We start from the raw sequence: 26,138 nt of genomic DNA on the forward strand, positions 1-26,138 counted from the left end.
TTATTCGCCCGATAATAGTTTTTGTGCATCTAAAAGACGGCGCGCCATTTCACCCAAGGTAATGCGGTGACTCATGGCATTTTTACGCAGCAGGGCAAAGGCCTGTTCTTCGCTCATGGAGTGCAGTTGTATTAACAAGGATTTGGCTTTATCGATGTCTCGGCGGTCTGCCAGCTTATCCTGAGTTTCCTTGAGATCATCCAATAGCTTTTTATGCTTATGAAATTGCTCAATGGAAATCTCCATGATGCTATTTAGTTTGCTTGGGTCAATACCATCGACAATATACGCCGTCACACCGGCATCAATCGCGCTCTTGATGGTGTCCTTGTTGGAGTTTTGGGTAAATAGAACCGTAGGTAATTCATATTGAGTTACACAGCTTTCGATAATGTCTCGGTGCGGGTGATCCATATTTAATAAAATGACATCTGCCTGTAGATTCTTGACATGTACCATGCTCAGATCATGGACGATCAGGCAGGCTACAACAATAAAATCATGTGTGGTCAAAGAATCCTGAATAAATTCAGCACGCTCGGCATTGTCATCAATGAGTGCAATTTTAAGTTTTGGCATATTACAGCTTTATTTTGATCCAATGATCGGTACATCTTGAGTGCATTTATATGCAATTTTTGCGCCATTTATAGGCAGTATAAAGCAGGGTTTCCTGCATTTTTATGATTCCTTTTTGTGCAAAGGCTTTTAAACGGTGCAATTCCATCAATATCGTAGGGGATTGCGATGCCTATAAATAAGTTGAGCCAGCGCTTTATCACTAAAAAATAAGTAAAAAAGCTATTTTTATAAAATTGGCACAGATCCTGCAAAGTATTTACCGAGATGAAAGTATTGAGTCAAAGGCGACTCATACATGAAAATTTAGACGGCCAATGACGTCCGTTCTGTTCGATTCTGACCTGCCAAAGCAACAGGCCAGGATATTTATAACGTTCAGTTCTGGAGGAAGAGGGTCATGTCTTCAAATTTACAAGCTCAAAAAGCAACTAAAATAAGTCTATTCAGTTTTTCCAGCGCAGCAATGCGTGCCTTCCACATGAGCTGGCTGGCATTCTTTGTCTGTTTCTTTGCCTGGTTTGCCTGTGCGCCACTGATGCCAGTGATTGCAGGTGAATTCAATCTGACCAAAGCACAAATCGCCAACATTAATATTGCAGCGGTTGCGATCACCATTCTGGTTCGTCTGATTGTCGGTCCACTGTGTGACAAATATGGTCCACGTAAAACCTATTCTGCATTACTGATCATTGGCAGTATTCCTGTCTTTGGTGTTGCAGCTTCTAATAGCTACGAATCCTTCTTGTTCTTCCGCTTATTGATTGGCGCCATTGGTGCCAGCTTCGTGATTACCCAATATCACACCAGCATCATGTTTGCGCCAAACGTCGTTGGTACTGCAAATGCTGCATCAGCAGGTTGGGGGAATGCCGGTGGTGGTGCAACTCAGGCACTAATGCCTTTGGTTCTTGCTGCGCTAGTGATGTTCGGTGTTGAACAGGCAATGGGCTGGAGAATCGCGCTGATCGTTCCAGGTGTAATGATGGTGATCGTAGGGTTCTTGTACTGGAAACTGACTCAAGACTGTCCGCAAGGCAACTTTAGTGAGTTACGTGCACAAGGCATTAGCGTCGGTAGTGACAAAAAAGGTGGTATGGCGATTCTGATGCATGCTGCTAAAAACTACCGTGTCTGGATCCTGTTTGGTGCCTATGCGGCTTGTTTTGGTATTGAAATTTTCATTCACAACATCGTGGCAATGTACTACGTAGAAAACTTCGAGTTTGGCCTGAAAGAAGCGGGTATGGCTGCGGGGATTTTTGGCTTACTCGCATTATTCGCGCGTGCTTTGGGTGGCATCGTGTCAGACCGAGTTGCACTGAGCAAAGGTCTGGATGGCCGTACCAAAGTATTGTTCCTGATGATTCTGCTGGAAGGTGTGTTCTTGGTGGTGTTCTCACAAATGAACAGCGCAATGCTGGCGATTCTGACGATGACTGTATTCGCACTATTTACCCACATGGCATGTGGTGCAACGTATGCGCTGGTGCCATTTATTGACCGTGATGCATTGGGTGGCGTTGCGGGCATTATCGGTGCAGGCGGTAACGTCGGTGCAGTGGCTGCAGGTTTCTTACTCAAAGGCATGCTGGATATTCAAACTACATTGATGATTCTGGGTGGACTGGTAGTGATTGCTGCGAGCTGTGTACTGATGATTCGCTTCTCGGTTGAGCATAAGGAAAAAGAACAGCGTCTTTTTGAACAGGCGATCCAGGATCGCAACCTCGCTGAAGCACAAAATTAAGACCAAATATTTTAAAATTAGTAGGAAGTAAACATATGAAAATTATCATGATTGGTCATGGCATGGTGGGCCACAAATTTATCGAATCTGTACTTGAACAGGCGGGCGATGATGTTGAAATCACTATTCTGGCTGAAGAACCACGTCTGGCATATGACCGCGTTCATTTAACCGAATACTTCAGTGGTAAATCAGCCAAAGACTTAACCCTATGCCGTTCGGACTTTGCGGATGCTTATGGTATTGACCTGCGTCTAGGCACTAAAGCAGTGTCTATTAACCAGGTGACTCGCACTGTTACGACACAACATGGTGAAGAGTTAACTTATGACAAGTTGATTCTGGCAACGGGTTCATATGCTTTCGTTCCACCGATTCCGGGTAATAATCGTGAAAATTGCTTTGTTTACCGTACTATTGAAGATCTGGATGCAATCCGTGCAGCAAGCCTGAATTCTAAAACTGGCGTCGTAATTGGCGGTGGCTTACTGGGCCTAGAAGCAGCTAAAGCACTACGTGACCTGAACCTGGAAACTCACGTGGTTGAGTTTGCACCACGCTTAATGGCAGTACAGATCGATGACCTGGGCGGCAAAGTATTACGCAGCAAAATTGAAAATCTGGGTGTAAAAGTTCATACCCAAAAAGCAACCTCATCTATTGAAGATGGCACAAATGCCAAACATGTGATGAAGTTTGGTGATGGCGCTGAACTGGAAACCGACATCATCCTGTTCTCTGCGGGAATCCGTCCACGTGATGAGCTGGCACGTCAAAGCGGCCTGGCAATTGGTGAACGTGGCGGGATCATGATCAATGATTATTGCCAAACTTCTAATCCAGATATTTACGCGATTGGTGAATGTGCGCTATGGAATAACAAAATCTTCGGTCTGGTTGCGCCAGGCTATGATATGGCACGTATTGCTGCGAAACATGTACTGCAAGAAGAATGTGCAGCATTTGCTGGCGCAGACATGAGCACCAAGCTGAAACTCATGGGTGTAGATGTTGCATCAGTGGGTGATGCACATGCGATGACGCCAGGTTCACTAAGCTACTTCTATGCAGATGAAGCGGCTCAGGTTTACAAAAAAATCGTAGTTAATGCTGAAAAGACCAAACTGCTGGGTGCAGTGCTGGTGGGTTGTGCCAAAGAATATAACGACCTGCTACAAATGATGCTGAATGGTTTGGAAGTACCAGAAAATCCAGAAAGCCTGATCATGCCGGGCTTTGATCAAGCGACTGCAAAAGCAGGCGGTAGCGGTGTAGATCTGCTCCCAGACAGCGCAACGATCTGTTCATGTAATAACGTATCTAAAGCGGATATCTGTTCAGCGATTGCCGATGGTTCAACTTCACTAGGCGCTCTGAAAAAATGCACCAAAGCAGCTACTGCATGTGGTGGTTGTGCACCTTTAGTCACTCAAGTATTGAAGTCTGAATTACAACGCCAAGGTGTAACTGTAAATAACCATCTTTGCGAACACTTTGCTTATTCACGCCAAGAGCTATATCACTTGGTTCGTGTTAATGAGATCAAAACTTTTGATGACCTGATTTATCAACATGGCCATGGTATGGGCTGTGATATCTGTAAACCGACTGTGGCAAATATCTTGGCATCTTGCTGGAACGACTTTGTACTGAAACCAAGTCATGCTGGGCTGCAAGATAGTAATGACTATTACCTGGGGAATATCCAAAAAGATGGTTCGTACTCAGTTGTGCCTCGTATGGCAGGTGGTGAAGTGACACCAGAAGGTCTGATTGCAATTGGTCAAATTGCCAAAGAATATGGTCTATATACCAAACTGACTGGGGGCCAGCGTGTCGATATGTTTGGTGCGCAAGTGCATCAATTGCCAGAAATCTGGGAAAAACTGATCAATGCCGGTTTTGAATCGGGGCATGCTTACGGTAAATCACTACGTACGGTTAAATCCTGTGTGGGTAGTACCTGGTGCCGTTACGGTGTGGATGATTCTGTGGGCTTGGCGATCTATCTGGAAAACCGCTACAAAGGCCTGCGTTCTCCGCACAAACTGAAAATGGCCGTGTCTGGCTGTACTCGTGAGTGTGCCGAAGCACAAAGTAAAGACGTTGGCGTGATCGCGACTGAAAAAGGCTGGAACCTATATGTTTGCGGTAATGGTGGTATGAAACCACGTCATGCTGAACTGCTGGCTTCTGACCTAGATACTCAAACCCTGATCCGCTATATCGACCGTTTCTTCATGTTCTATATCCAGACAGCTGATCGTCTGCAACGTACTTCGGTATGGCGTGACAACCTCGAAGGTGGCTTGGATTACCTGAAAGATGTCGTGGTAAATGACTCACTGGGTTTGGCAGCGGAATTAGAACGCCGTATGGAGCATGTGGTGGGTACCTATCAGGACGAATGGCGTACTGCGATTGAAGATCCTGAAGTGCGTAAACGCTTTAAAACCTTTATCAATGCCAAAGCTGAACAGCAAAACGATCCTCATATTCAGTTTGCACAAGTGCGCGGACAGATCCGTCCAAAAACTGAGGTTGAACGTGATGCCAGCCGTATTCCAGTGGTTGAAGCTTAATTCAAAGATAAAGGAGCAAGAATATGACAATGTTTAAAGATATGAATGAACTGAATTGGGTTGAAGTGTGTGCACTGGATGACATCACGCCTAATACTGGTGTTGCAGCCTTGGTGGAAGATCAGCAAATTGCGATCTTCCGTGTGGGTTCAGAAAAACGTATTTATGCACTCAGTAACCAGGATCCGTTTAGCAAAGCATTTGTGATGTCACGCGGCATCATTGGTGATCTGCAAGGCGAGCGTGTTGTCGCTTCACCAATTTACAAGCAGCATTTCAGTCTGGCGACTGGCCGCTGCCTGGAAGATAAAGATCAAAAACTACTGGTATTTCCAAACAAAATTGAAAATGGCAAGGTGTTCATTAGCCCAGTGCCACAAAAAACCTATATTACCAACAACGGCGTTTCACCGGAAAAAATGAAATTGGTATTGGTGGGTAATGGTTTAGCCGGCATGCGCTGTCTGGAAGATCTGCTGGATATGGCACCAGATCGTTATGAAATTACCGTGATTGGTGAAGAGCCTTGGGGCAACTACAACCGTATCATGCTGTCGCCAGTGCTTTCTGGTGAAAAAACCATTGATGACATTATGCTGCATCCACATGCTTGGTATGCCGATAAAGGTATTCGTCTAATTGCTGGTGATCCGGCGGTTCGTATCGACCGTCCGCGTAAGCAGGTTTATACCGAAAAAGGCGAAGTGATCAGTTATGACCGTTTGATTCTGGCGACAGGTTCCAAGCCATTTGTTCCGCCTATTCCAGGTAGCGACTTAAAAGGTGTCCTCAGCTTCCGCGACATTTATGACGTGAACAATATGCTGGACTACTGCAAAACCAAGAAAAATGCCGTGGTGATTGGAGGTGGTTTACTGGGCCTGGAAGCTGCTTATGGCCTGAAACAGCAAGGCATGAATGTCACAGTATTGCATCTGATGGATCGCATTATGGATCGTCAGCTGGACAGCAAAGCCAGCCAGATGCTGAAAACTGCGATTGAACAGAAGGGCATCACCATTCTGACTGAAGCGAATACCGAATGCTTAATTGGTGCAGATGGACATGTGACTCAGGTCAAACTCAAAGATGGCACGGTACTGGATGCCGATCTAGTGGTCTTTGCTGTGGGTATTCGTCCAAATATCGCATTGGCGCAAAGTGCCGGTCTGCGTTGTAACCGCGGTGTGCTGGTGAATGACACCATGCAGACTTTTGACCCAAGTATTTATGCGGTGGGTGAATGTATCGAGCATCGTGGGCAAACTTTTGGTCTGGTTGAACCACTTTGGGGCCAGGCGTTCATTTGTGCATCACATCTGGCCGAGCATGGCAGCCTGACCTTTAAAGCACCAACCGTTCCGACCCAGCTGAAAGTGAGTGGTTGTGATGTGTTCTCAGCAGGTGACTTCGAACCAAAAGATGATTTTGAAGATATCGTACTGAATGACGAGAAACGTCAGATCTATAAACGCATTATTATTCAAAAGGATAAAGTAATTGGTGCGGTGCTGTTTGGTGATACGGAAGACGGTGCCTGGTATGCCGAGCTGATTGCAGATCAGACACCGATCACTTCGATTCGAAATAAACTGCTGTTTGGTCGGGATTTTGCATTAAAGAAAGCAGGGTAATTCATCACATAAATCTCTCCTAACCCCTCTTTAAAAAGAGGGGAACCTCCCTCCTTTAACAAAGGAGGGTTGGGGAGGATTAAAGCTTTTATACCAAGAAAAAATTTAAATCAAACTTATAAAAGCTAGACATTATAGATTTGGCGAGATAAGTGAACTTAGATAATTTAGGAGCACAGCAGCAATGAATAGTATCCCAGTGGTGGAACTGCATAGCTCCACAGAATTAAAAACGATGACGACTCAAACCACCTGTCCATATTGCGGCGTGGGTTGTGGTGTGACTGCACATGTAACACCGACCACATCAGGCCCGAAAGTGACTGTTGAAGGCGATGCCAACCATCCTTCCAATTTCGGCAAGCTGTGCATTAAAGGTAGTAATCTGGCAGATACTTTAGGACTGGAAACCCGTTTATTGCATCCAATGCTGGGTCGTAAAGATCAGCGTGAAGTCACTAGCTGGAGTACTGCAGTTTCGACCATTGCCAATAAATTCCAGCAATGCATCGATCAATATGGCCGAGACAGTATCGCGTTTTATGTCTCAGGTCAGTTGCTGACCGAAGATTATTACGTGGTGAATAAATTCGTTAAAGGCTATCTTGGTACGGCGAATATTGATACCAATTCACGTCTGTGTATGTCTTCGGCTGTTGCTGCACATAAACGAGCTTTTGGTGAAGATCTGGTTCCAGCCAGCTACGAAGATTTTGAACATACCGATATGGTGGTACTGGTCGGTTCCAATACCGCTTGGTGCCATCCGGTGCTGTATCAGCGCATTATGAAAGCCAAGGAACAGCGCGACCTGTTTGTGATTGTAGTAGATCCGCGCTTCACCAGCACCTGTGAAGCAGCAGACCTGCATCTGCCAATTCTGCCGGGTCAGGATGTGGCGCTGTTTAATGGCTTATTACAGTACTTGCATCAGCATGGTTACGTCGATGATGCATTTATTGCCGCACATACCCAAGGGCTGGAACAGGCTTTAGCGAGCAGTTCTAGTGAAGCTTCAATTGAGGATGTAGCTGCACGTACCGGTATTTCAGCAGTTAAACTCACTCAATTCTTTGAAAAATTTGCACAGACTGACAAAGTAATGACGTTGTTCTCCATGGGCATAAACCAGTCATCACGTGGCGTCGATAAAGCCAACAGTATTATCAACTGTCATTTGCTCACCGGTAAAATCGGCAAACTCGGTGCAGCACCATTTTCCATGACCGGTCAGCCAAATGCGATGGGCGGCCGTGAAGTCGGTGGCTTGGCCAATATGCTGGCTGCACATCTGGATTTAGAGAATCCGGGACATCAGCAGCTGGTACAAAGCTTCTGGCAAAGCCCGACCATTGCGACGCAGGTGGGTTTAAAAGCAGTGGATCTTTTCCAGGCGGTTGAAAGCGGCAAGATCAAGGCGATCTGGATTATGGCCACCAATCCGGTGGTCAGCTTGCCAGATGCAGATCAGGTCAAACGCGCCCTGGACAAATGTGAATTCGTAGTAGTGTCTGATATCTGTCAGGACACGGATACCACACAATATGCTGATGTCTTGTTACCCGCTTTAGGTTGGGGTGAAAAAGAGGGCACCGTGACCAATTCAGAACGTCGTATTTCACGTCAGCATGCGTTTTTGGATGCACCGGGTGAAGCCAAAGCCGACTGGTGGGCCATTGCTCAAGTAGCAAAACACATGGGCTTTAGCAGTTTCGATTTCCAGAATAGTTATGAAATCTTTAAGGAGCATGCAGGGCTTTCTGCCTATCAGAATGCCGAACTGCCTAAACGTACAGACACCCCATATTTCCGTTATTTCAACCTGCAAGGCTTAAGCAATTTAACTGCAGAAGAATATGACGAACTGGATCCGGTGCAATGGCCAGTCTGGGATAAGCAGCAAGATGCGAAATCTGTTGCCCGGTTATTTGCTCAAGGCCAATTCAGTCATGCAGATGGCAAAGCCAAGTTTATTGCCACCACAGCGATTGATCCGGTGAATCAGGTTTCCAGTGAATATCCTTTAATTTTGAATACCGGCCGGATTCGGGATCAGTGGCATACCATGAGCCGTACCGGTTTATCTGCAAATCTCAGCACGCATCGCGCTGAACCTTACTGCGAAATTCATCCAAATGATGCACTGAAATATGGGGTTCAAGATGGCGAACTGGTCGAAGTGCGCTCGGAATGGGGCCTATGTGTTTTACGTGCCCAAGTCAGTGAAAATATTCGCCGTGGTCAGGTTTTTGCACCCATTCACTGGAATGATCAGGTCTCATCCGATGCGCGTATTGGCAAGCTGGTGAATCCAGTAGTCGATGCCATTTCTGGAGAGCCCGAATTCAAGCATACGCCAGTGCTGATTCAGCCATTCCATATCCAGTGGCAGGGCGTGCTGTATGTACGTGAAGGCTTTGAAAGTCATATACAGCCATTTATAGACAAGAGTATCTGGTGGACCAAGGTCAAAGCGGTTCGTGCGACACGTTATGAAATCGCGGATCGTCAGAAATTCAGCACCACGACTGAGCAACTGAAAAGTCTGTTGCCATTTACTGAAGAAGATTTTGAATGGCTGAATCTGGATGACCAGACTGCACATATTAGTCATAGTGTGGTGTTGCAGGATGGCAAGCTGATTGCCAGTCTGTATATCGCACCGAAAGCATTGTTACCTGATCGCGACTGGTTATCTGGTCTGTTCCAGCGCGAACGTCTGAGTGCCATGCACCGTAAGGCTTTGCTGGCTGGTCAGACCATTTCAATGCGTAATAATGAGGGCCCATTAGTATGTGGCTGTTTTAAAGTCGGCAAAAATCGCATCATCCAAACCATAAAAGAAAAAAATATCACCAACGAAAAACAAGTAACCGCATGTCTAAAAGCCGGCGGCAATTGCGGTTCCTGCTTACCTGAAATTCGCGGCTTGATTAAAGCCTGCCAGACGGAGTCCGTATAATGAAAAGAATCCATAAGAATATTAATTATCCACCTACCGATCTCGTGATCCTGGCCGGAGGCCAGGCGCGCCGTATGAATGGCATCAACAAACTGCTGCAAAAGTTTGATGATGAAATTCAGCTGATCAAGATTCACCAGCAGCTCAGATCACGCGTTGGTCAGGTCTGGATCAACAGCCACCGGGATCATTCCATTTATGAACGTATTATTCCATCCATCCAATATTTTCAGGATGATGAACCCGGCTTTCAGGGTCCACTGATGGGCATGAAAAGCGCCTGGTCCTATGTACAATCCGACTATGTGCTGTTTATACCATGCGACGTGACGTATATCCCGAAAAAAGTCATTTCCAGATTACACCAGGCCATTCAGCGTAATCCGCTTTGTGAAGTGGCTGTGGTGGAAATTAATGGCACTGCACTGTATCCGTTCTGCTTGCTGAAACGGAGCAGTTTGCCAACGCTAGTTCAGCAGATTGAACAAAATCAGCGCAGTTTAAAGCAATGTTTTGCCCAAATGCACATGCAGATGGCGAGATTTAAGAATCACGCACTGTTTTTTCACAGTATTAACTCTTTTGAGGAGTTGCAGCAGCATCAACAATTACATTTTCTCTAAATGTGAATGAGGTGGTGCTTAAAAGCAGGGCAAGAAACCTGTTTAAAACAACTATTTTGCTTAAATTTCAATAAATCGCACTTAAATATTAAAAAACTCTGTTTTCTGCGCAAAAGTGGAACACTTATTGCAAATCAACCTTAAAGAAATCGCAATTTAATAGGGCGTAGATCAGTAAAACACTTGCTTAAAAACACAGTGAATGATCCTGCCTAATGGAACATGTAATGAACCGCATTCACCCCTTACAGCAAACCGAACTGGTTCCAGTATTTCAGGACCAGTTTGGTCGTAGCAAGCGCAAACTGCGTATTTCCGTGACGGATCGCTGTAATTTTAAATGTGTTTATTGCATGCCAGAACATCCGGAATGGATGAAAAAGCACGATTTACTCAGTTTTGAAGAACTCTATCATTTTTGTGAATTCATGGTTCGCCGTGGTATCGAGCAGATCCGAATTACCGGTGGCGAACCATTAATGCGCCAAGGCGTGGTGCATTTTATTGCCGAATTACAACAACTGAAAAACATAGGCCTAAAACGTATTTCCATGACCACGAATGGTCATTATCTCAAACAATATGCAGCAGAGCTCAAACAGGCTGGACTGGATGATCTGAATATCAGCCTAGATAGTCTGGATACTGAACAATTCGAACAGTTAACCGCAAAAAAACTACAGCCTGTCTTAGAAGGCATCCAAGTTGCACAGCAAGCTGGATTTTCAATCAAGATTAATACCGTGCTGATTAAAGGCATTAATGACAACCAGATTCTGCCGTTGGCGCACTGGGCCAAACGCGAAAACGTCGAACTGCGTTTTATTGAATTTATGCCACTCGATGGTGACCAGAACTGGTCACGTGATCATGTGGTTAGTGAGCAGGACATTCTGGATCAATTGGCCACAGAATTTGAAGTCAAGATTGGACAGCGCCAAGGCGCTAATCCAGCACGGACTTATAAGATTGATGGTATGCCGATCGGGATTATTTCTACGATTACTAATTCATTCTGTGGCAGCTGTGACCGACTGCGGCTAAATGCTCAAGGTGAATTTTTTAACTGCCTATTTTCAACTCAAGGCCTAAAACTGAAAGACAGTATTCAGCAGTTACGACAACAATCATCATCAGCAGAACAATTCCTGCAACAACAGCTACAACCCTATATCTGGAACAAAGCTGCTGGTTTTCATGCCATCCAAGCCCAGCAAAAACAGCTCAATCCAGAACCTAAATCCAATCCGAATTTCCGAAAAATCAGTATGCATATGATAGGAGGCTAAGATGACTACAGAACTTCAATCATCGATCACCGTCAAAATCGAATCTTTCGGTGCGATCGAGCGTCAGTTGCCTCAACACTTAACCGTGCAATGTCAGGCTGACAGTCTGGTGGCAGATGTACTGCATAAAGTCGTGCAATCCTTTCCTGAAGCCTACAACTTGATAGAACGCTGTGCCTGTGCCATTGGTGAAGACATTATTTCCCGCCAGACCAAATTAAACCGAGACAGTACGTTGGTACTGCTGTCACCAGTAGCAGGGGGTTGAGATGGAACTAAAACAGTTTGCCCGTATTCAGGATACACCCCTGCAACAGGATGTTTTTGATGGCATTCATAGTTTTCCTGAATGCGGTGGTATCAGCATCTTTGTAGGAACGGTACGCAACCATCATGAGGGTAAAGCGGTCAAAGCGTTGAAATATACGACTTATGCGCCTGTGGCTGAAAAGATGATTCGCCAGATTGAACAGGAAATTCAGGTCAAATATGGTGTGTCCTATGTTCGGGTGGTACATCGGATTGGTTCACTAGATATTGGTGATACGGCAATTATTGCCATGGCCTATGCACCACACCGCCGCGAAGCTTTTCAGGCCTGTGAAGAAGCAGTGGAACGAGTCAAACACGAAGTACCAGTGTGGAAAGAAGAATTCTATATGGATGGCAGCAGCCAATATGTCGAAGGCTGCTGTATCCGTCGTGACCATGATGCAATGCATCACCATCATGCTGAACACTCACATACCCATACCTGTACGGATACACATAAATCGAAACAATTGCCTCTGAACGTCATCCAGCCAGATATTCCTGTTTATCAATGGCCGCTATAAATTAAAGTTTGAGTAAAAATGAAAAGATTCACGAAGGATAAGCCATGAAAGATGTAGGAATGAAGCCGGAAAGTTACCGTACCGCGATTGCCACTGGGATCCTGCATGCGCCGCCACACTGCATCGAACTGCTCCGTAATGGCAATACTGATAAAGGCGATGCCTTAAAAACCGCGCGTATTGCCGGAATATTAGGGGCCAAACGTACTGATGAACTGATTCCTCTGTGTCATCCACTACCAATTTACCGTGCCGATGTGGAATATGAATTAGAAGAAGCGCATGTGGTCATTACCGCAGTAGTAGAAACCATTGGACCAACCGGGGTTGAAATGGAAGCACTAACGGCTGTCAGTCTGGCCGGCTTAACCCTTTACGATATGCTGAAACCACATTGTGAGCCTGAAGATCTTTGCCTGGATCAAATCAAACTTGAGAAGAAAAAAGGTGGTAAATCCCATTTCACTCGTATTCTAAAAGAGCCTTTACCCGCTTCAGTGATTGTGCTGTCAGATACCGTGGCTTCTGGAAAGAAAGCGGATACGGCTGGACAAAACGTCGTAGACATTCTGGAAGAAGCCAATTTTGGTTATATCCAGTATCAGGTGATTCCAGACAGCCCTGAACAACTCAAAGCACTCATTGAACAGCAAAAAAATGATTATCCATTGATCCTGACTGTCGGTGGTACTGGACTTGGACCAAAAGACCTGACCGTAGAAACTATTCAACCATTATTAACTCGTGAAATTCCGGGACTGATGGAAGCTGCTCGCGGTTTTGGTCAGCGCCGTACGCCGTATGCAGCATTGAGTCGTGGAGTTGCAGGTTATATCGAAAACAGTCTGGTGCTGACCTTGCCAGGTAGCCGCCAAGGAGCGAAAGAATCTCTTGTCGCGATTTTGCCCGCACTAGTACATCTGTTTGATGTACAGAAAAACATTCCACATGCAAGAGGCTATCAATGAACCATGCTGTAACGGCGTCAGTACATTCCGCCTGTGGCAGTGAACTTGGCCTGATTTCTGTGGATCAAGCCTTGCAAATGATTCTGGATCATACCGATCATCTCGGTACTGAAACTCTGCCACTCAGTCAGGCATTGAACCGCTTCGTTGCTGAAGATATTTATTCTGACATCCAGCTGCCGTTGTTTTCGCAAAGTGCCGTAGATGGCTATGCCATTTGTATGGATACAGATATGCCATCTGGCAGCACTTTTGAGCTGATCGGTGAAATCCGTGCCGGGCAGGTGGCTGATCTGGAACTACAACCGGGGCAAGCCGTACGTATTTTTACTGGTGCGAAAATCCCCAAGCAGACCACGACAGTCACACGTCAGGAAATTGTGCAGCTTCACGGTTCATCCATTACTTTGACTGAAGCTTTGCGACTGGATGCCGATATCCGTAAAGCCGGTGAAGAAATTGCCATAGGACAATGTCTAGTCAGCCGAGGGCAGCAGCTTAGTGTCGGGACTATTGCTGCCTTAAGTATGGCAGGCGTGCATGAAGTATCCGTTTATCGCTACCCTAAAATTGCAGTCGTCATTACAGGTGATGAAGTCGCTGAAACAGTAGAAGACTTAAATTCCGGAAAAATCTTTGATGCCAATGCGCCTTTGATTCAGGCCTGGTTTCAGTCCAGAAACCAGCAAGTCGATATTCTGCACGTAGCTGATACAGAGCAGGCAGTCAGTGATTTATTTACAAATCTACGCGATCAATATGACCTGATCCTGACCACAGGTGGCGTATCGGTGGGCGATTATGACTTTGTCCGTCCGGTCGCACTGAAACTGGGTTTTGAACAAATCTTCTGGAAAGTGAAACAGAAACCGGGCAAACCGATGTTTTTTGCTAAGTCAGAACGATCCGAGCAAGGCACATGTTATTTACTAGGGCTGCCGGGTAATCCGGGCGCAGTCTATGTCGGTATGCAAATCTATGTATCGACTTTAATTGATGCTTTACAGGGCAAGAAGCTACTGCCACCATGGTTTAGTGGGGTAATTAGTCATGACCTGAAAGCGGATAGCAGGGAACGTTTATTACGTATGATCGCCAGCTTTGAAGCAGGAATATTGAAGCTCTCCAGCCTACCAAAACAACAGTCACATATGTTAAGTAACCTGATGCAGGCCAATTGCCTGGTACGTATTCCAGCTAATCAAAACATACAGTTAGGGCAAGTATTACAGGGCTTATTTATCTAATTTACGTTGGTTCAGTTTTGAAGAATATATTTTTCATTTTGGGGTTATGCAGCCTAATACCTGTTGCTGAGGCTGGGACGGTACGAGTTTATGCCGCAGCTAGCCTGACCAATGCCGTGACGGATATCGTGCAGCTGTTTGTCACACAGCATCCCCAAGTGAAAGTTGTCCCTGTGTTTGGGGCTTCTTCAACCCTCGCAAGACAGATTGAAGCGGGCGCACCGAGTGATATTTTCTTTTCGGCCGATCAGGACTGGATGAATTATCTGGTAAACAAGCAGAAGATTGTCAAAGCACAGGTCAAGCCTCTGTTGAGCAATCAGCTGGTCCTGATTAATCCCATTTATTCCAAGCAGAAATTCCAGGCCAGCCCCCAATTTAATTTCGCTCAATCCTTTCAGGGGCATTTATGTACCGGGCAAATGGAATCAGTACCAGTTGGGAAATACGCCAAGCAAAGTTTAACTAAACTCAACTGGCTAAAAAGCCTGAATGGCCGGATTGTCGGAACTGACAATGCCCGTGCAGCTTTGGCTTTGGTCGAGCGTGGTGAATGTCAGGCCGGGATCGTTTATAAAACCGATGCGTTGCAAAGCAAGAAAGTCAAAATTTCCGGTATTTTTCCACTGCATAGTCATAGCCGGATCGTTTATCCGATCGCAGTGACTCAATTCGGCAGTCGAAATGCTGATGCTATGAAACTGATGCGCTTTATGAGTCATCATGCCAAAGCCAGAGAAATTTACCAGCATTATGGTTTTAGATTCTAGGATGGGCCCAGCATGCTAACGCCAGAGGAACTGAGTGCACTGTATCTGTCCGCCAAAGTCGCTGGCTTTGCTACAGTGATCTGTTTACCTTTCGCTATTCTGTTGGCTTGGGTTCTGGCACGTTATGAGTTTCGCCTAAAATATATTATGGAAGCACTGCTGCAAATGCCGATGGTATTGCCACCTGTGGTGCTGGGCTATCTACTATTGGTCGTTTTTGGTGGCAATGGCTGGATCGGGCAGTGGTTGCAACAGTGGGGCATACAACTGGCATTTAACTGGAAAGGAGCTGTGCTAGCAGCGATGATCGTGGCTTTCCCACTTATGGTACAGCCCATCCGTTTATCTTTTCAGATGATGAATCCACAACTGGAGCAGGTCGCCAGTTCCTTAGGGGTTCACCCCTTCAAAGCCTTCTGCAGTATCAGTCTGCCACTGGCTTTCCCCGGTATTCTGATTGGTAGCATTCTCTGTTTTAGCCGCAGTCTGGGTGAATTTGGTGCCACCATTACTTTTGTAGGCAATATTCCAGATGAAACCCGAACTATTCCCATTGCAATCTATTCATTGTTACAACAACCGGATAGTGAGCAGATGGCGTTGCGACTGGTATTGTTGTCTCTTGGGCTGGCTTTTGTAGCCTTGCTGGCAAATTACTGGATCATGCAGAAATACCAGCGAAAAATTCAGGAGCGCTAATGCTGCAGTGTGAGTTTCATTATCAAAACAAAAACTTTAGTTTGGATGCAGCCATCCAGATGCAGCGGTCAGTATTGGGGATTATCGGGCCATCCGGTGCAGGTAAAACGACCTTCTTGAAACTGCTACTTGGACTCTATCAACCACAAACAGGCTTTATTCATTTAGATCAGCAGATCCTGACAGATACAAACCAGAAAATTCATCTTCCAGGACATCAGCGCAAAATCGCTTTGGTATTTCAGCAAGCGATGTTATTTCCACACATGAATGTGCAACAGAACCTGCTCTATGCCAAAAACTGGGGCAAACTGGAACAGGAAAAATTCCATTTAAATGAGATTACCGAAATACTGGAAATCGATCATCTGCTACATCGCCGAGTTCAACAATTATCAGGTGGTGAAGCACAGCGTGTTTCTATTGGACGGGCACTGTTATCCAGTCCTGAATTACTGCTTCTTGATGAACCACTCACAGGATTAGATAGCAAACTGAAACAGCAAATCTTGCCTTTTTTGACTCGGATTAGGAATGAAATACAAGTACCCATGATTTATGCGACCCATCATCATGAGGAGTTAGATCAGCTAGATGCAGAAATGATTGAATTAAAAGATCATCGGCTGAGTAATTTACCGTAATGGTTGATCTGAAAATGATAAAAAATAGAAAATAAAATAAATTTCAAATAATTTTGCTGGCGTATAATCATCAGCCATTATCGGATGCTACATGGAAGAAGATGACTGATACCACACAGGCCGAAATAACACGGTCTGCCCCAAAAATGGTTTTACCTATAGTCTTTGCTGTTGCTCTTGCACATTTTCTCAATGACCTGATCCAAGCCTGTTTGCCAGCGATCTATCCTTTGCTGAAAACCAACTATGACCTAAGTTTCGGTCAGATCGGCTTAATTTCTCTTGTGTACCAATTGACGGCTTCTTTATTGCAACCTTGGGTCGGCTTCTATACCGATAAATATCCAAAACCTTATCTTTTACCGATTGGTATGGGCTTTACTTTGTTTGGGATTCTGCTGTTAGCATTATCACAGAGTTTTGCAATGTTGCTGGCTGCCGCTGCAATTATCGGGATTGGTTCCTCGACCTTTCATCCGGAAGCTTCTCGCGTTGCACGTATGGCCTCCGGTGGCAAGCTTGGTACTGCACAATCAGCCTTTCAGGTGGGGGGTAATAGTGGTTCTGCGGTAGGACCTTTATTGGCTGCACTGATTATTATTCCAAATGGACAGGCATCCTCGGCATGGCTGATGCTGTTTGCCGCTTTCGGGATATTTGTCCTGTTTAAGGTCAGCCGCTGGACCATTACAAATAGTCAGACACAACTGAAAAAGATGGGTGGTGCAGCTGCGGCCAAACTGCAGGGAACCACATTAGTACGTGCGCTTGGTGTCATTGGTATCCTGATGATCGCCAAGTTTACCTATACGGTGAGCATCAGTAACTATTTTACTTTCTATCTTATTGATAAATTTGGTATCTCAATTCGAGATGCACAGCTCTATCTATTTGCCTTTTTAGGCGCCGTAGCAATGGGCACTTTCTTTGGTGGACCCATTGGTGATCGGATTGGCCGAAATGCAGTGATCTGGTTTTCCTTCTTGGGCATGGCACCATTTGCCTTACTCATGCCGTATGCCAACTTATTCTGGACTTGTATCTTTTCAATTTTTGCCGGCCTGATTTTGTCTTCAGCATTTTCGGCGATGGTGGTCTATGCTCAGGAAGCCGTACCAGGCCGCGTTGGAACGATTGCAGGACTGATGTTTGGGGTAATGTTTGGCATTAGCGGGATCGCAGCAGCTGGATTAGGTTATGTGGCAGATCATACCAGTATCGCATGGGTCTTTCAGTTGTGTTCATACCTGCCATTATTGGGTGTATTAAGCTTTTTCCTTCCTAAGACGCAAAAATAAAAATAGCATCAAAAGCTATCTTTAAAATTGAGAATAGCGCCTTTTTCAAACCTCAAAGATCACTCATCTTTGAGGTTTTTTATTATTTCATCTAAATCTTATAAAGGGGGAAATAGATAAAAATATGTGATTGATATTGCATTGTTTTACTGAGTAAATAATATGCTAGAGTGTGGTAAATAAAATATAATCAGATTTAAGAATTGGAATAATAATTGCTTGATATAAAGTAAAAAAATCAATTCAGTAGTACAAAGTTGGAGGGTGAGCGATGAAAGTAAGAATAATATCTACTCTCGCATTATTAGGTAGCATTTTCATATTCACGACCGCCAGTATAGCGGGTGAGGGCGGTTTGCATTTTGCTGAAAAGAATATTGCCAAAGCTGCAGAATACCGGGAGAAAAAGAAAGTAACGGTAGCAGATAGTGAAGTCCTACAGGCAAAAGCTGTCGAGGCTAAAATTCAAAACTAAATACTTAATCGATTTAGTTTTTCGTATATCCATAATAAAGCTCACCACATCATGAGATGAGTGAGCTTTTATCATTTATAGACCACTAATTGAAATTTATTTATATCGTTTCTTGCGTCACACTTAAGTGAAAATATATTTTTACGTTTAAACAAACATCTTAAAGTGCTGCTACGCCAGTTTCACTAGTCCTGATTCGTACTACCTGTTCTAGCGGAGTAACAAAAATCTTGCCATCACCAATTTTATCAGTACATGCCGCTTTAAGAATGCCTTCGATCACTTGATCGACTTTTTCATCTGGAACGGCTACTTCTACTTTTACTTTAGGAAGGAATTCAACACTATATTCAGCGCCACGATACATTTCAGAATGGCCCTTCTGGCGTCCGACTCCTTTGACTTCAGTGACCGTCAAACCATGGATATCCTGATGAGAAAGCTCAGTACGTACGTCATCGAGTTTGAATGGTTTAATAATTGCTGTTATTAATTTCATCTCGATCTCCTCGTCTTCTTTTAATAATTTAAAAATAGGGGATGGATGGAGAATAAGCAATGCTATTATTTTTCACTTCATATGAAATTCAATGGATTTATGTAGTGGCTTTACAACTTCATATTCTAAAAAAATTAAATCATCAGACTTTAAAATGAGCGTGTCTTGGACGATTATATATTACTTAAAGCAAGTCAGCTTTGGACCTCAAATTTTCATTTACCAGACTTCAACAGCACATGAACTAGAGTGTTTTTAAACTGAAATCTAATATTTGATGATATGTTGAAATGAATGAGAGTAAATACCAAAAAATTAACTGCTAAATTGCTCACGGCACATTGGACACGTGAGCAGGATATTATCCTAATCGAAAATAATCATCTGCCGATTGAACAGCTCAGTGAAATGCTGAAATGTAGCCAAGAAGATATTATGGCGCGCCGAAAAGTCTTGGGACTAGTAACGCGCAATAAACAATTAAGACGGCTTTTATAAAGATTGGATTAACCTTCCAGAATTCCACTGACGCCCGTTACAATCATATCAATGGCAATCGTACCGATTAACAGTGCGGCGACGCGACCCACGATATCGACATAGAGGTCAATATAATTGGAATATTTGTGCTGCAAATGATCATGCAGATATTTCATTAAGATGAGTAAGCTGCAGGTCAAAAATAAAGTGAAAAAAATCACCAGGATAGTCTGCATTAAACTGAGCTGTACGCCAGTAATAACCGAGGCTGAAATAGTCCCGGGGCCAATCATAAAAGGCATGGCAATCGTACCCGCCAGATGATTCGGCGCACCTCGCATCACCCCAATGGTATCGGCACCTTCAAAGACATAACGGTAGCCAATCACCAGAAAGATAATACCGCCAAAAATCTGGAAGGACTCAAACCGGGCATGCAGCACTTCATTAAAGAAAGCTTCGCCGGTTTTGGCAAAAATGATGAAGACAATAAAGCTGATCAGGCTACCCTGAATTAATGCCATATTGAAGACCTTTGCATCAGAATTACGGATAATTCCGAGCATATAGATACTCATCAAAAATGGATTGAGCAGCGAAAAAAACAGGGCAAAAGCATTTAAACTTTCTGACATCATTCAGTCCTTCCTTAGTTGAGTGATTCTAGACCTCACGATCCGGGAAAAGCGGACGTTTACCTGGGCTGATCCGGTTGATGTGCAGATACATCATATGGCGTTCATATTTATCCAGGATGTCATTAATCACTTGTTCCTTGCTATAACCAACCAGGTCATTACCCTGCGATCCTTCAAACAGGTAGCTTTCCAGGCGATAGTAATAGCGTTTGGTCCGCTTGCCGCGTGAACTAAAGTTTGGCGTGGCATAACGCACTGGCCAAATTTCATAAACAAAGTTTTCTTCTTCATCCAGCTGTATGGTCAGATCCAGATGATAAAGTTCAGGTTCTTCCTCAAGTGGTCTTTCCTGAATGTTCACATGAATGCCTTTATCAATTAATTCGGTCGCGACAGCCTCTATGGCTGGTTTACATACTTCATCCAGCATGGCCCGAGTCTGTGACAGACTTGGATGCAACATGACCCGGCTGAGACGTTTCTTCCAGTTAAAGATATCGACATTACCGACCACAGGCGCAGCATTCATGCTGGTACTTGCCTGACGGAAATCCTCAAGTCGCAAGGACTTATATAAACCGGCCATCACAAAGAAGATCACGAAGCTAAAAGGCAGACCCATGATAATCGTGGTATTTTGCAAGGCAGTAACACCGTTAGCCATTAGCATAGCTAGCGTCAACAGGCCAATTGCTATCGCCCAGAACACACTTAGCCAGCGCGGTGAGTCATGCTCAATATTGGTAAATTTAGTGGTAAAATTCCCCAATACTAGTGCTCCTGAATCCGCTGATGTCACATAGAACAACAAGCCTGTGATTGTGGCTACACCGGCAATAAACATAAAGCCAGGATATTGTGCCAGCAGGTCATAAAAACCATGTGCTGGATTTTCTAAAACAGTTGTCGCAAGCTGAGTATTACCATCAAAAATCACGCTGTATAAAGCACTGTTACCGAAAATAGACAACCAGGTCAGCGTAAATAACAGAGGAATAACCAAAGTCCCGGTGACAAATTCACGAATGGTACGACCACGAGAAATACGTGCCAGGAACAGACCTACAAACGGCGACCAGGCAATCCACCATGCCCAGAAGAACAGCGTCCAGCTATTCATCCATTCTTTAGGCTGCTCAAAAGGGAAACTGCTTAAAGAGAGTTTCGGAAACTGACTGAGATAATCACCAAAGTTCTGAATTAAAGCCGCTAATAAAAACTCGGTATTTCCCATAAAGAGAATAAAGAGCAGCAACCCAATTGATACGTAGATATTAATTTCGGATAAAACCCGGATACCTTTATTGACACCCGCAGTGACCGAAATAATGGTAATAATGACTGCAACAGCGATTAACGCCGTTTGTATCCAGATATTTTCTGGTAAACCAAACAAGATATGCAGACCGTAGTTCAGCTGAACCACACCAATACCACAGGTTGTGGCAATACCGAAAATCGTACCGAGTACCGCAGCTGTATCTACCGTATGGCCAATCGGGCCATTAATTCTTTTTCCAAAAATAGGATAAAGCGCAGAGCGAATTGTCAGCGGTAAATTATAACGATAACTGAAATAACCCAACGCAACCCCAATCAGTGCATACATGCTCCAGCCGGTTAGACCATAGTGAAACAGGGTCCAGACCATAGACTGACGTGCGGCTTCAAAGGTTTCAGCTTCACCGACTGGAGGACTCATATAATGCGACAGGGGTTCAGCGACCGAGAAGAACATCAAGTCAATCCCGATCCCGGCTGAGAACAGCATGGCCGACCAGCTCAGAAGGCTGAATTCGGGTTTAGAATGTTTTGGACCAAGCTTGATTTCGCCATAACGTGAGCAGGCGATAAAGACAATAAAAACTAGATACAGCGTTGCCGCCAGCAGGTAATACCAGCTAAAAGTACTACTCACCCAGTTTAAAATATTAATAATGACTAGATTGGCTTGTTCATTAAATAAAATCGTGATGATAGAAAACAGCAGAATAAGCGTCGCCGAACAATAAAAGACTACCTTATTCAGACTATCTTGCACCTCTTCGTTTTTCTTTTGCATAAATCTCTGACCATCGTTTTTGTTGCCGGATGATCTACAGTGCAGTGTGATTTAAAAGCAAAAGCCTGCCGTAAAGCTTCCTTGTTTTCGTGAATTACAAACATTTGCAAATCCAAAACAAACTGCGCTGTACATCAAGGGTGAGCTAGCACTATAATTTTTATTAATTGAACGTTCAATAAAAAAAGCGTTTATGAATTGTTACATCATTCAGCTATTTACTTTAGCTAAATGAATGTTTATTGCTTTATCCGTTATTCAGGTTAGTCCTATGCCAAAAGTTGGTATGCAATCGATTCGTCGTCAGCAACTGATCGACGCCACCTTAGCTGCAGTGAATGAGCTAGGTTTTGCAGATGCTTCAATTATTCAGATTGCCCAAAGAGCAGGTGTCTCAACCGGCATCATAAGCCATTATTTTCAAGGTAAAAATGGGTTAATTGAAGCCACAATGCGTTACTTATTGCAGCAGTTAGGTAAGTCAGTTGCGGAAATGCAGTCGCAAGTTGACGATGTGCCTGAACAACGTTTGCTGGCTATTGTGCGTGGCAACTTCGCTGCACCGCAAACAGATAAGGCGGCCAGGAAAGTATGGTTAGCTTTTTGGGCTAGTAGCTTGCATCAGCCTGAGTTACATCGTTTACAACAGATTAATCACTACCGTCTGCATTCCAATTTAAAGCATGAATTCATGAAAAAACTGGGTAAAGATCAAGCTGAAAAAGCGGCACAAGGTCTGGCCGCCCTGATTGATGGTTTCTGGTTAAGGGGCGCTTTGATCAGTGGCGAAATTGATCCAAAACTGCCGATTGAACTGTGTAGTGAATATATCCGGCAACAACTCAAATAACCAATCTGCGAGGGAATTCCATTGACAACATTTAAACTGCAACGTCCTTATATCCATGGACAATATGTCGATGCAACGTCCAATAGCACGTTTCAAACTATTAACCCTGCCACCGGTGAAGTCCTGGCTGAAGTGCAGGTATGTTCAAAAAATGATATTGATCGTGCGGTTGAATCTGCACAGCAAGGACAGAAAGGCTGGGCAGAAATGACGGCGATTCAACGTTCGCGTATCTTGAACAAGGCAGTCGCCATTTTACGTGAACGCAATGATGAACTGGCAAAGATAGAAAGTCTGGACAGTGGCAAAGCCTTTAGCGAAACATCAACCGTGGATATCGCCACGGGCGCCGATGTCCTCGAATATTATGCTGGGATTCTACCGGTTCTTGAAGGCCAGCAAATCCCGCTGAGAAGTAGCTCCTTTGTCTATACCCGTCGTGAACCTTTGGGTGTCGTCGCTGGAATTGGCGCATGGAATTATCCGATTCAAATTGCTTTATGGAAGTCCGCACCAGCACTGGCTGCAGGCAATGCCATGATTTTCAAAGCCAGTGAAGTTACGCCTTTAACTGCGCTGAAACTGGCAGAAATTTATACTGAAGCTGGTGTACCGCATGGTGTATTTAATGTGGTTACCGGCAGTGGTGAAATTGGTGGTTATCTGACTTCGCATCCTGAAATTGCCAAAGTATCGTTTACTGGTGGCGTTTCCACCGGCAAAAAAGTTATGGCGCAAGCAGCAAATTCTAGTCTAAAAGAAGTCACGATGGAGCTGGGTGGGAAATCTCCGCTGATTATCTGTGAAGATGCCGATCTGGATTTGGCAGCCGACATTGCCATGATGGCTAACTTTTATAGTTCCGGTCAGGTGTGTACCAACGGTACTCGCGTATTTGTGCCTTTGGCATTAAAAGCAGAATTTGAAGAGAAAGTTCTGCAGCGTATTCCTTATATCCGTATGGGTGATCCTTTGGATTATGAAACTAATTTCGGTCCGGTTTCCAGCTTCACTCATATGGAAAAAGTACTGGGCTATATTGAGCAGGGTAAGAAAGAAGGTGCGCGTTTACTGTGTGGCGGTGGCCGTGCTGAAGAGGAACAATTTGCCCAAGGGGCTTATGTCCTGCCAACCGTATTTACCGACTGCCGTGATGACATGACAATTGTACGTGAAGAAATCTTCGGTCCTGTCATGAGCATCCTCAGTTATGACACCGAGCAAGAAGCCATTCGTCGTGCCAATGATACTGATTATGGTCTGGCCGCAGGTGTCGTCACACCAGACTTAGCCCGTGCACACCGAATTATTCATCAGGTCGAAGCCGGTATCTGCTGGATCAATACCTGGGGTGAATCACCTGCAGAAATGCCTGTCGGTGGTTATAAACATTCGGGTGTTGGTCGTGAAAATGGTCTAGTCACTTTGCAGCAATACACCCAGACCAAATCGGTTCAGGTCGAACTCAGTCCTTTCCAGTCTGTATTTAGCGCATAAGGAGGACTTGATGAATTACGACTATATTATTATCGGTGCGGGTTCTGCGGGTAATGTTCTGGCCGCACGATTAACGGAAGATCCTGACACCAAAGTATTGTTACTTGAAGCCGGTGGCCCGGACTATCGTTTGGATTTTAGAACCCAGATGCCGGCTGCTTTGGCTTATCCGTTGCAAGGGCGTCGTTATAACTGGGCTTATCTGACCGATCCTGAACCCTATATGAATAATCGCCGTATGGAATGCGGTCGTGGTAAAGGTCTGGGCGGATCTTCACTGATTAATGGCATGTGCTATATCCGTGGTAATGCTATGGATCTGGAACAGTGGGCCAGCTTCAAGGGCCTGGAACACTGGAACTATGCGCAGTGTCTGCCGTATTATAAAAAAGCTGAAACTCGTGATATTGGCGGTAATGACTACCATGGCGATTCAGGCCCGGTTTCAGTTGCAACACCTAAGAATGGTAATAATGAGCTGTTCCATGCCATGGTCGAAGCTGGAGTACAAGCGGGTTATCCGCGTACCGATGATCTGAATGGCTACCAGCAGGAAGGCTTCGGGCCGATGGATCGTACCGTGACACCGCAAGGTCGCCGATCTAGTACGGCACGTGGTTACCTGGATATGGCCAAAGGTCGGGATAATCTCGCCATTATTACCCATGCCATGACCAACCGGATTTTATTTAATCGCAATCAAGCAATCGGTGTGGAATATTTTGAAGGTCAAAATACCTTGCAGCCGATTCAGGTCTTTGCGGATCGTGAAGTCCTGTTATGTGGCGGTGCAATTGCATCTCCTCAAATTCTGCAACGTTCTGGTGTAGGTCCGGCTGAGTTATTAAAAAGTCTGGATATTCCCGTGGTACAAGATCTGCCCGGTGTGGGTGAAAACCTGCAAGATCATCTGGAAATGTACTTACAATATAAGTGCAAAAAACCGGTCAGCTTATATCCAGCATTGAAATGGTATAACCAGCCGATGATTGGTGCTGAATGGCTGTTTTTAGGCCAAGGAATTGGCGCCAGCAATCAGTTTGAAGCAGGGGGCTTCATCCGTTCTTCAGATGAATTTGACTGGCCAAATATCCAGTATCACTTCCTGCCAGTTGCGATTAACTATAATGGGACCAATGCCATTCATGAGCACGGTTTTCAAGCCCATGTGGGTTCCATGCGCTCGCCATCCCGAGGTCGAGTTCGCTTAAAATCCAAAGATCCATTTGAGCATCCAAGTATTCTATTTAACTACATGAGTGCCGAACAGGATTGGCGTGAATTCCGTGATGCCATCCGTATTACCCGGGAAATTATGCATCAGCCAGCGCTTGATCCTTATCGCGGTGAAGAAATTAGTCCAGGTAAACATCTTCAGAGCGACGCAGAACTGAATGAATTCGTGCGCAATCATGCAGAAACTGCTTACCATCCATCCTGTAGCTGCAAAATGGGAGAAGATAATATGGCGGTCGTTGATGGTTACGGCCGTGTGCATGAAATGCAGGGTCTACGTGTCATCGATGCATCTATCATGCCGCTCATTATTACCGGCAACCTGAATGCCACCACTATTATGATTGCCGAAAAGCTAGCTGATCATATTCGTGGCAAAACACCATTAGCACCTTCTGATGCACCTTTTTATCGAGCAGCACATGCCTGATCTTAAATTCTCGGCATTACAAAGATTTAAAGAAAAGTCATTGTCATGGGCTATTGCAGTTTCAACAAAAAATCGCAATGCCAAAACTTA

Annotated in this window: 23 protein-coding genes; 19 read left to right on the forward strand and 4 right to left on the reverse strand. The window is 44.7% G+C overall.

Annotated features, from left to right (window positions below; genetic code table 11):
* The gene (locus BS636_RS12760) at positions 1-579 is read right to left on the reverse strand and encodes an ANTAR domain-containing response regulator (RefSeq protein WP_034587153.1); all 579 of its coding nucleotides are present in this window, start codon (positions 577-579) and stop codon (positions 1-3) included.
* A gap of 400 nt (positions 580-979) precedes the next feature.
* Between BS636_RS12760 and BS636_RS12765 the strand changes: the two genes are divergently transcribed.
* The 15 genes from BS636_RS12765 (at position 980) to BS636_RS12835 (ending at position 18,356) form a co-directional block, all read left to right on the forward strand.
* Positions 980-2,329, forward strand: coding sequence for an MFS transporter (locus BS636_RS12765; protein ID WP_099339112.1), 1,350 nt, complete (start codon positions 980-982; stop codon positions 2,327-2,329).
* Positions 2,330-2,364: 35 nt separating this feature from the next.
* Positions 2,365-4,911 carry a nitrite reductase large subunit NirB gene (gene nirB, locus BS636_RS12770; RefSeq protein WP_099339113.1) on the forward strand — a complete coding sequence of 849 codons (2,547 nt, stop codon included), beginning with the start codon at positions 2,365-2,367 and terminating at the stop codon, positions 4,909-4,911.
* A 23-nt stretch (positions 4,912-4,934) separates the two neighbouring features.
* Positions 4,935-6,545, forward strand: a complete 1,611-nt coding sequence (nirD, locus tag BS636_RS12775; RefSeq protein ID WP_099339114.1) for a nitrite reductase small subunit NirD — start codon at positions 4,935-4,937, stop codon at positions 6,543-6,545.
* Positions 6,546-6,729: 184 nt separating this feature from the next.
* On the forward strand, positions 6,730-9,507 hold the full coding sequence (locus BS636_RS12780; protein ID WP_099339115.1) for a nitrate reductase: 2,778 nt from the start codon (positions 6,730-6,732) through the stop codon (positions 9,505-9,507).
* Positions 9,507-10,130, forward strand: coding sequence for an NTP transferase domain-containing protein (locus BS636_RS12785; RefSeq protein WP_099339116.1), 624 nt, complete (start codon positions 9,507-9,509; stop codon positions 10,128-10,130). Before BS636_RS12780 ends, BS636_RS12785 begins: the two co-directional genes overlap by 1 nt.
* Before the next feature lie 227 nt (positions 10,131-10,357).
* Positions 10,358-11,419: a GTP 3',8-cyclase MoaA gene (moaA, locus tag BS636_RS12790; RefSeq protein WP_099339117.1), complete on the forward strand. Its 1,062-nt coding sequence runs from the start codon at positions 10,358-10,360 to the stop codon at positions 11,417-11,419.
* Position 11,420: 1 nt separating this feature from the next.
* A complete protein-coding gene (locus BS636_RS12795; RefSeq protein ID WP_099339118.1) occupies positions 11,421-11,687 on the forward strand; it encodes a MoaD/ThiS family protein in 267 nt (88 codons plus the stop codon).
* Position 11,688: 1 nt separating this feature from the next.
* Positions 11,689-12,255: a molybdenum cofactor biosynthesis protein MoaE gene (locus BS636_RS12800; protein WP_099339119.1), complete on the forward strand. Its 567-nt coding sequence runs from the start codon at positions 11,689-11,691 to the stop codon at positions 12,253-12,255.
* A 44-nt stretch (positions 12,256-12,299) separates the two neighbouring features.
* Positions 12,300-13,223: a bifunctional molybdenum cofactor biosynthesis protein MoaC/MoaB gene (gene moaCB, locus BS636_RS12805; protein ID WP_099339120.1), complete on the forward strand. Its 924-nt coding sequence runs from the start codon at positions 12,300-12,302 to the stop codon at positions 13,221-13,223.
* The gene (locus BS636_RS12810) at positions 13,220-14,470 is read left to right on the forward strand and encodes a molybdopterin molybdotransferase MoeA (RefSeq protein ID WP_099339121.1); all 1,251 of its coding nucleotides are present in this window, start codon (positions 13,220-13,222) and stop codon (positions 14,468-14,470) included. The genes moaCB and BS636_RS12810 overlap by 4 nt, the downstream gene beginning before the upstream one ends.
* 17 nt (positions 14,471-14,487) lie before the next feature.
* On the forward strand, positions 14,488-15,240 hold the full coding sequence (modA, locus tag BS636_RS12815) for a molybdate ABC transporter substrate-binding protein (RefSeq protein ID WP_099339122.1): 753 nt from the start codon (positions 14,488-14,490) through the stop codon (positions 15,238-15,240).
* Between the two features lie 12 nt (positions 15,241-15,252).
* Positions 15,253-15,939: a molybdate ABC transporter permease subunit gene (modB, locus tag BS636_RS12820; protein WP_099339123.1), complete on the forward strand. Its 687-nt coding sequence runs from the start codon at positions 15,253-15,255 to the stop codon at positions 15,937-15,939.
* Positions 15,939-16,583, forward strand: a complete 645-nt coding sequence (locus tag BS636_RS12825; protein WP_099339124.1) for an ATP-binding cassette domain-containing protein — start codon at positions 15,939-15,941, stop codon at positions 16,581-16,583. Before modB ends, BS636_RS12825 begins: the two co-directional genes overlap by 1 nt.
* A gap of 101 nt (positions 16,584-16,684) precedes the next feature.
* Positions 16,685-17,881 (forward strand): MFS transporter, encoded by a 1,197-nt coding sequence (locus BS636_RS12830; RefSeq protein ID WP_099339125.1) that lies wholly within the window; start codon positions 16,685-16,687, stop codon positions 17,879-17,881.
* A gap of 271 nt (positions 17,882-18,152) precedes the next feature.
* On the forward strand, positions 18,153-18,356 hold the full coding sequence (locus tag BS636_RS12835) for a hypothetical protein (protein ID WP_099339126.1): 204 nt from the start codon (positions 18,153-18,155) through the stop codon (positions 18,354-18,356).
* Between the two features lie 160 nt (positions 18,357-18,516).
* Here BS636_RS12835 and BS636_RS12840 read toward each other — a convergent pair whose 3' ends face one another.
* Positions 18,517-18,855 (reverse strand): P-II family nitrogen regulator, encoded by a 339-nt coding sequence (locus tag BS636_RS12840; protein WP_099339127.1) that lies wholly within the window; start codon positions 18,853-18,855, stop codon positions 18,517-18,519.
* 294 nt (positions 18,856-19,149) lie between these two features.
* On the opposite strand from BS636_RS12840, the gene BS636_RS12845 reads away from it, so the two are divergent.
* Positions 19,150-19,353 carry a hypothetical protein gene (locus BS636_RS12845; protein WP_034585199.1) on the forward strand — a complete coding sequence of 68 codons (204 nt, stop codon included), beginning with the start codon at positions 19,150-19,152 and terminating at the stop codon, positions 19,351-19,353.
* Positions 19,354-19,361: 8 nt separating this feature from the next.
* Here the strand turns inward: BS636_RS12845 and BS636_RS12850 are convergent, their stop codons facing one another.
* Positions 19,362-19,970: a MarC family protein gene (locus BS636_RS12850; RefSeq protein ID WP_099339669.1), complete on the reverse strand. Its 609-nt coding sequence runs from the start codon at positions 19,968-19,970 to the stop codon at positions 19,362-19,364.
* 28 nt (positions 19,971-19,998) lie between these two features.
* The gene (locus BS636_RS12855) at positions 19,999-22,035 is read right to left on the reverse strand and encodes a choline transporter (protein ID WP_099339128.1); all 2,037 of its coding nucleotides are present in this window, start codon (positions 22,033-22,035) and stop codon (positions 19,999-20,001) included.
* 271 nt (positions 22,036-22,306) lie between these two features.
* On the opposite strand from BS636_RS12855, the gene betI reads away from it, so the two are divergent.
* From betI to betA, 3 genes are read left to right on the forward strand one after another with little or no spacing between them, the layout of a single operon-like run.
* The gene (gene betI / locus BS636_RS12860) at positions 22,307-22,885 is read left to right on the forward strand and encodes a transcriptional regulator BetI (protein ID WP_099339129.1); all 579 of its coding nucleotides are present in this window, start codon (positions 22,307-22,309) and stop codon (positions 22,883-22,885) included.
* A gap of 21 nt (positions 22,886-22,906) precedes the next feature.
* Positions 22,907-24,382, forward strand: coding sequence for a betaine-aldehyde dehydrogenase (gene betB, locus BS636_RS12865; protein ID WP_099339130.1), 1,476 nt, complete (start codon positions 22,907-22,909; stop codon positions 24,380-24,382).
* Between the two features lie 10 nt (positions 24,383-24,392).
* Positions 24,393-26,048, forward strand: a complete 1,656-nt coding sequence (gene betA / locus BS636_RS12870; RefSeq protein WP_099339131.1) for a choline dehydrogenase — start codon at positions 24,393-24,395, stop codon at positions 26,046-26,048.
* Positions 26,049-26,138: the final 90 nt, after the last annotated feature.

Source organism: Acinetobacter sp. LoGeW2-3 (assembly GCF_002688565.1).
In the GTDB taxonomy this organism is placed as follows: domain Bacteria; phylum Pseudomonadota; class Gammaproteobacteria; order Pseudomonadales; family Moraxellaceae; genus Acinetobacter.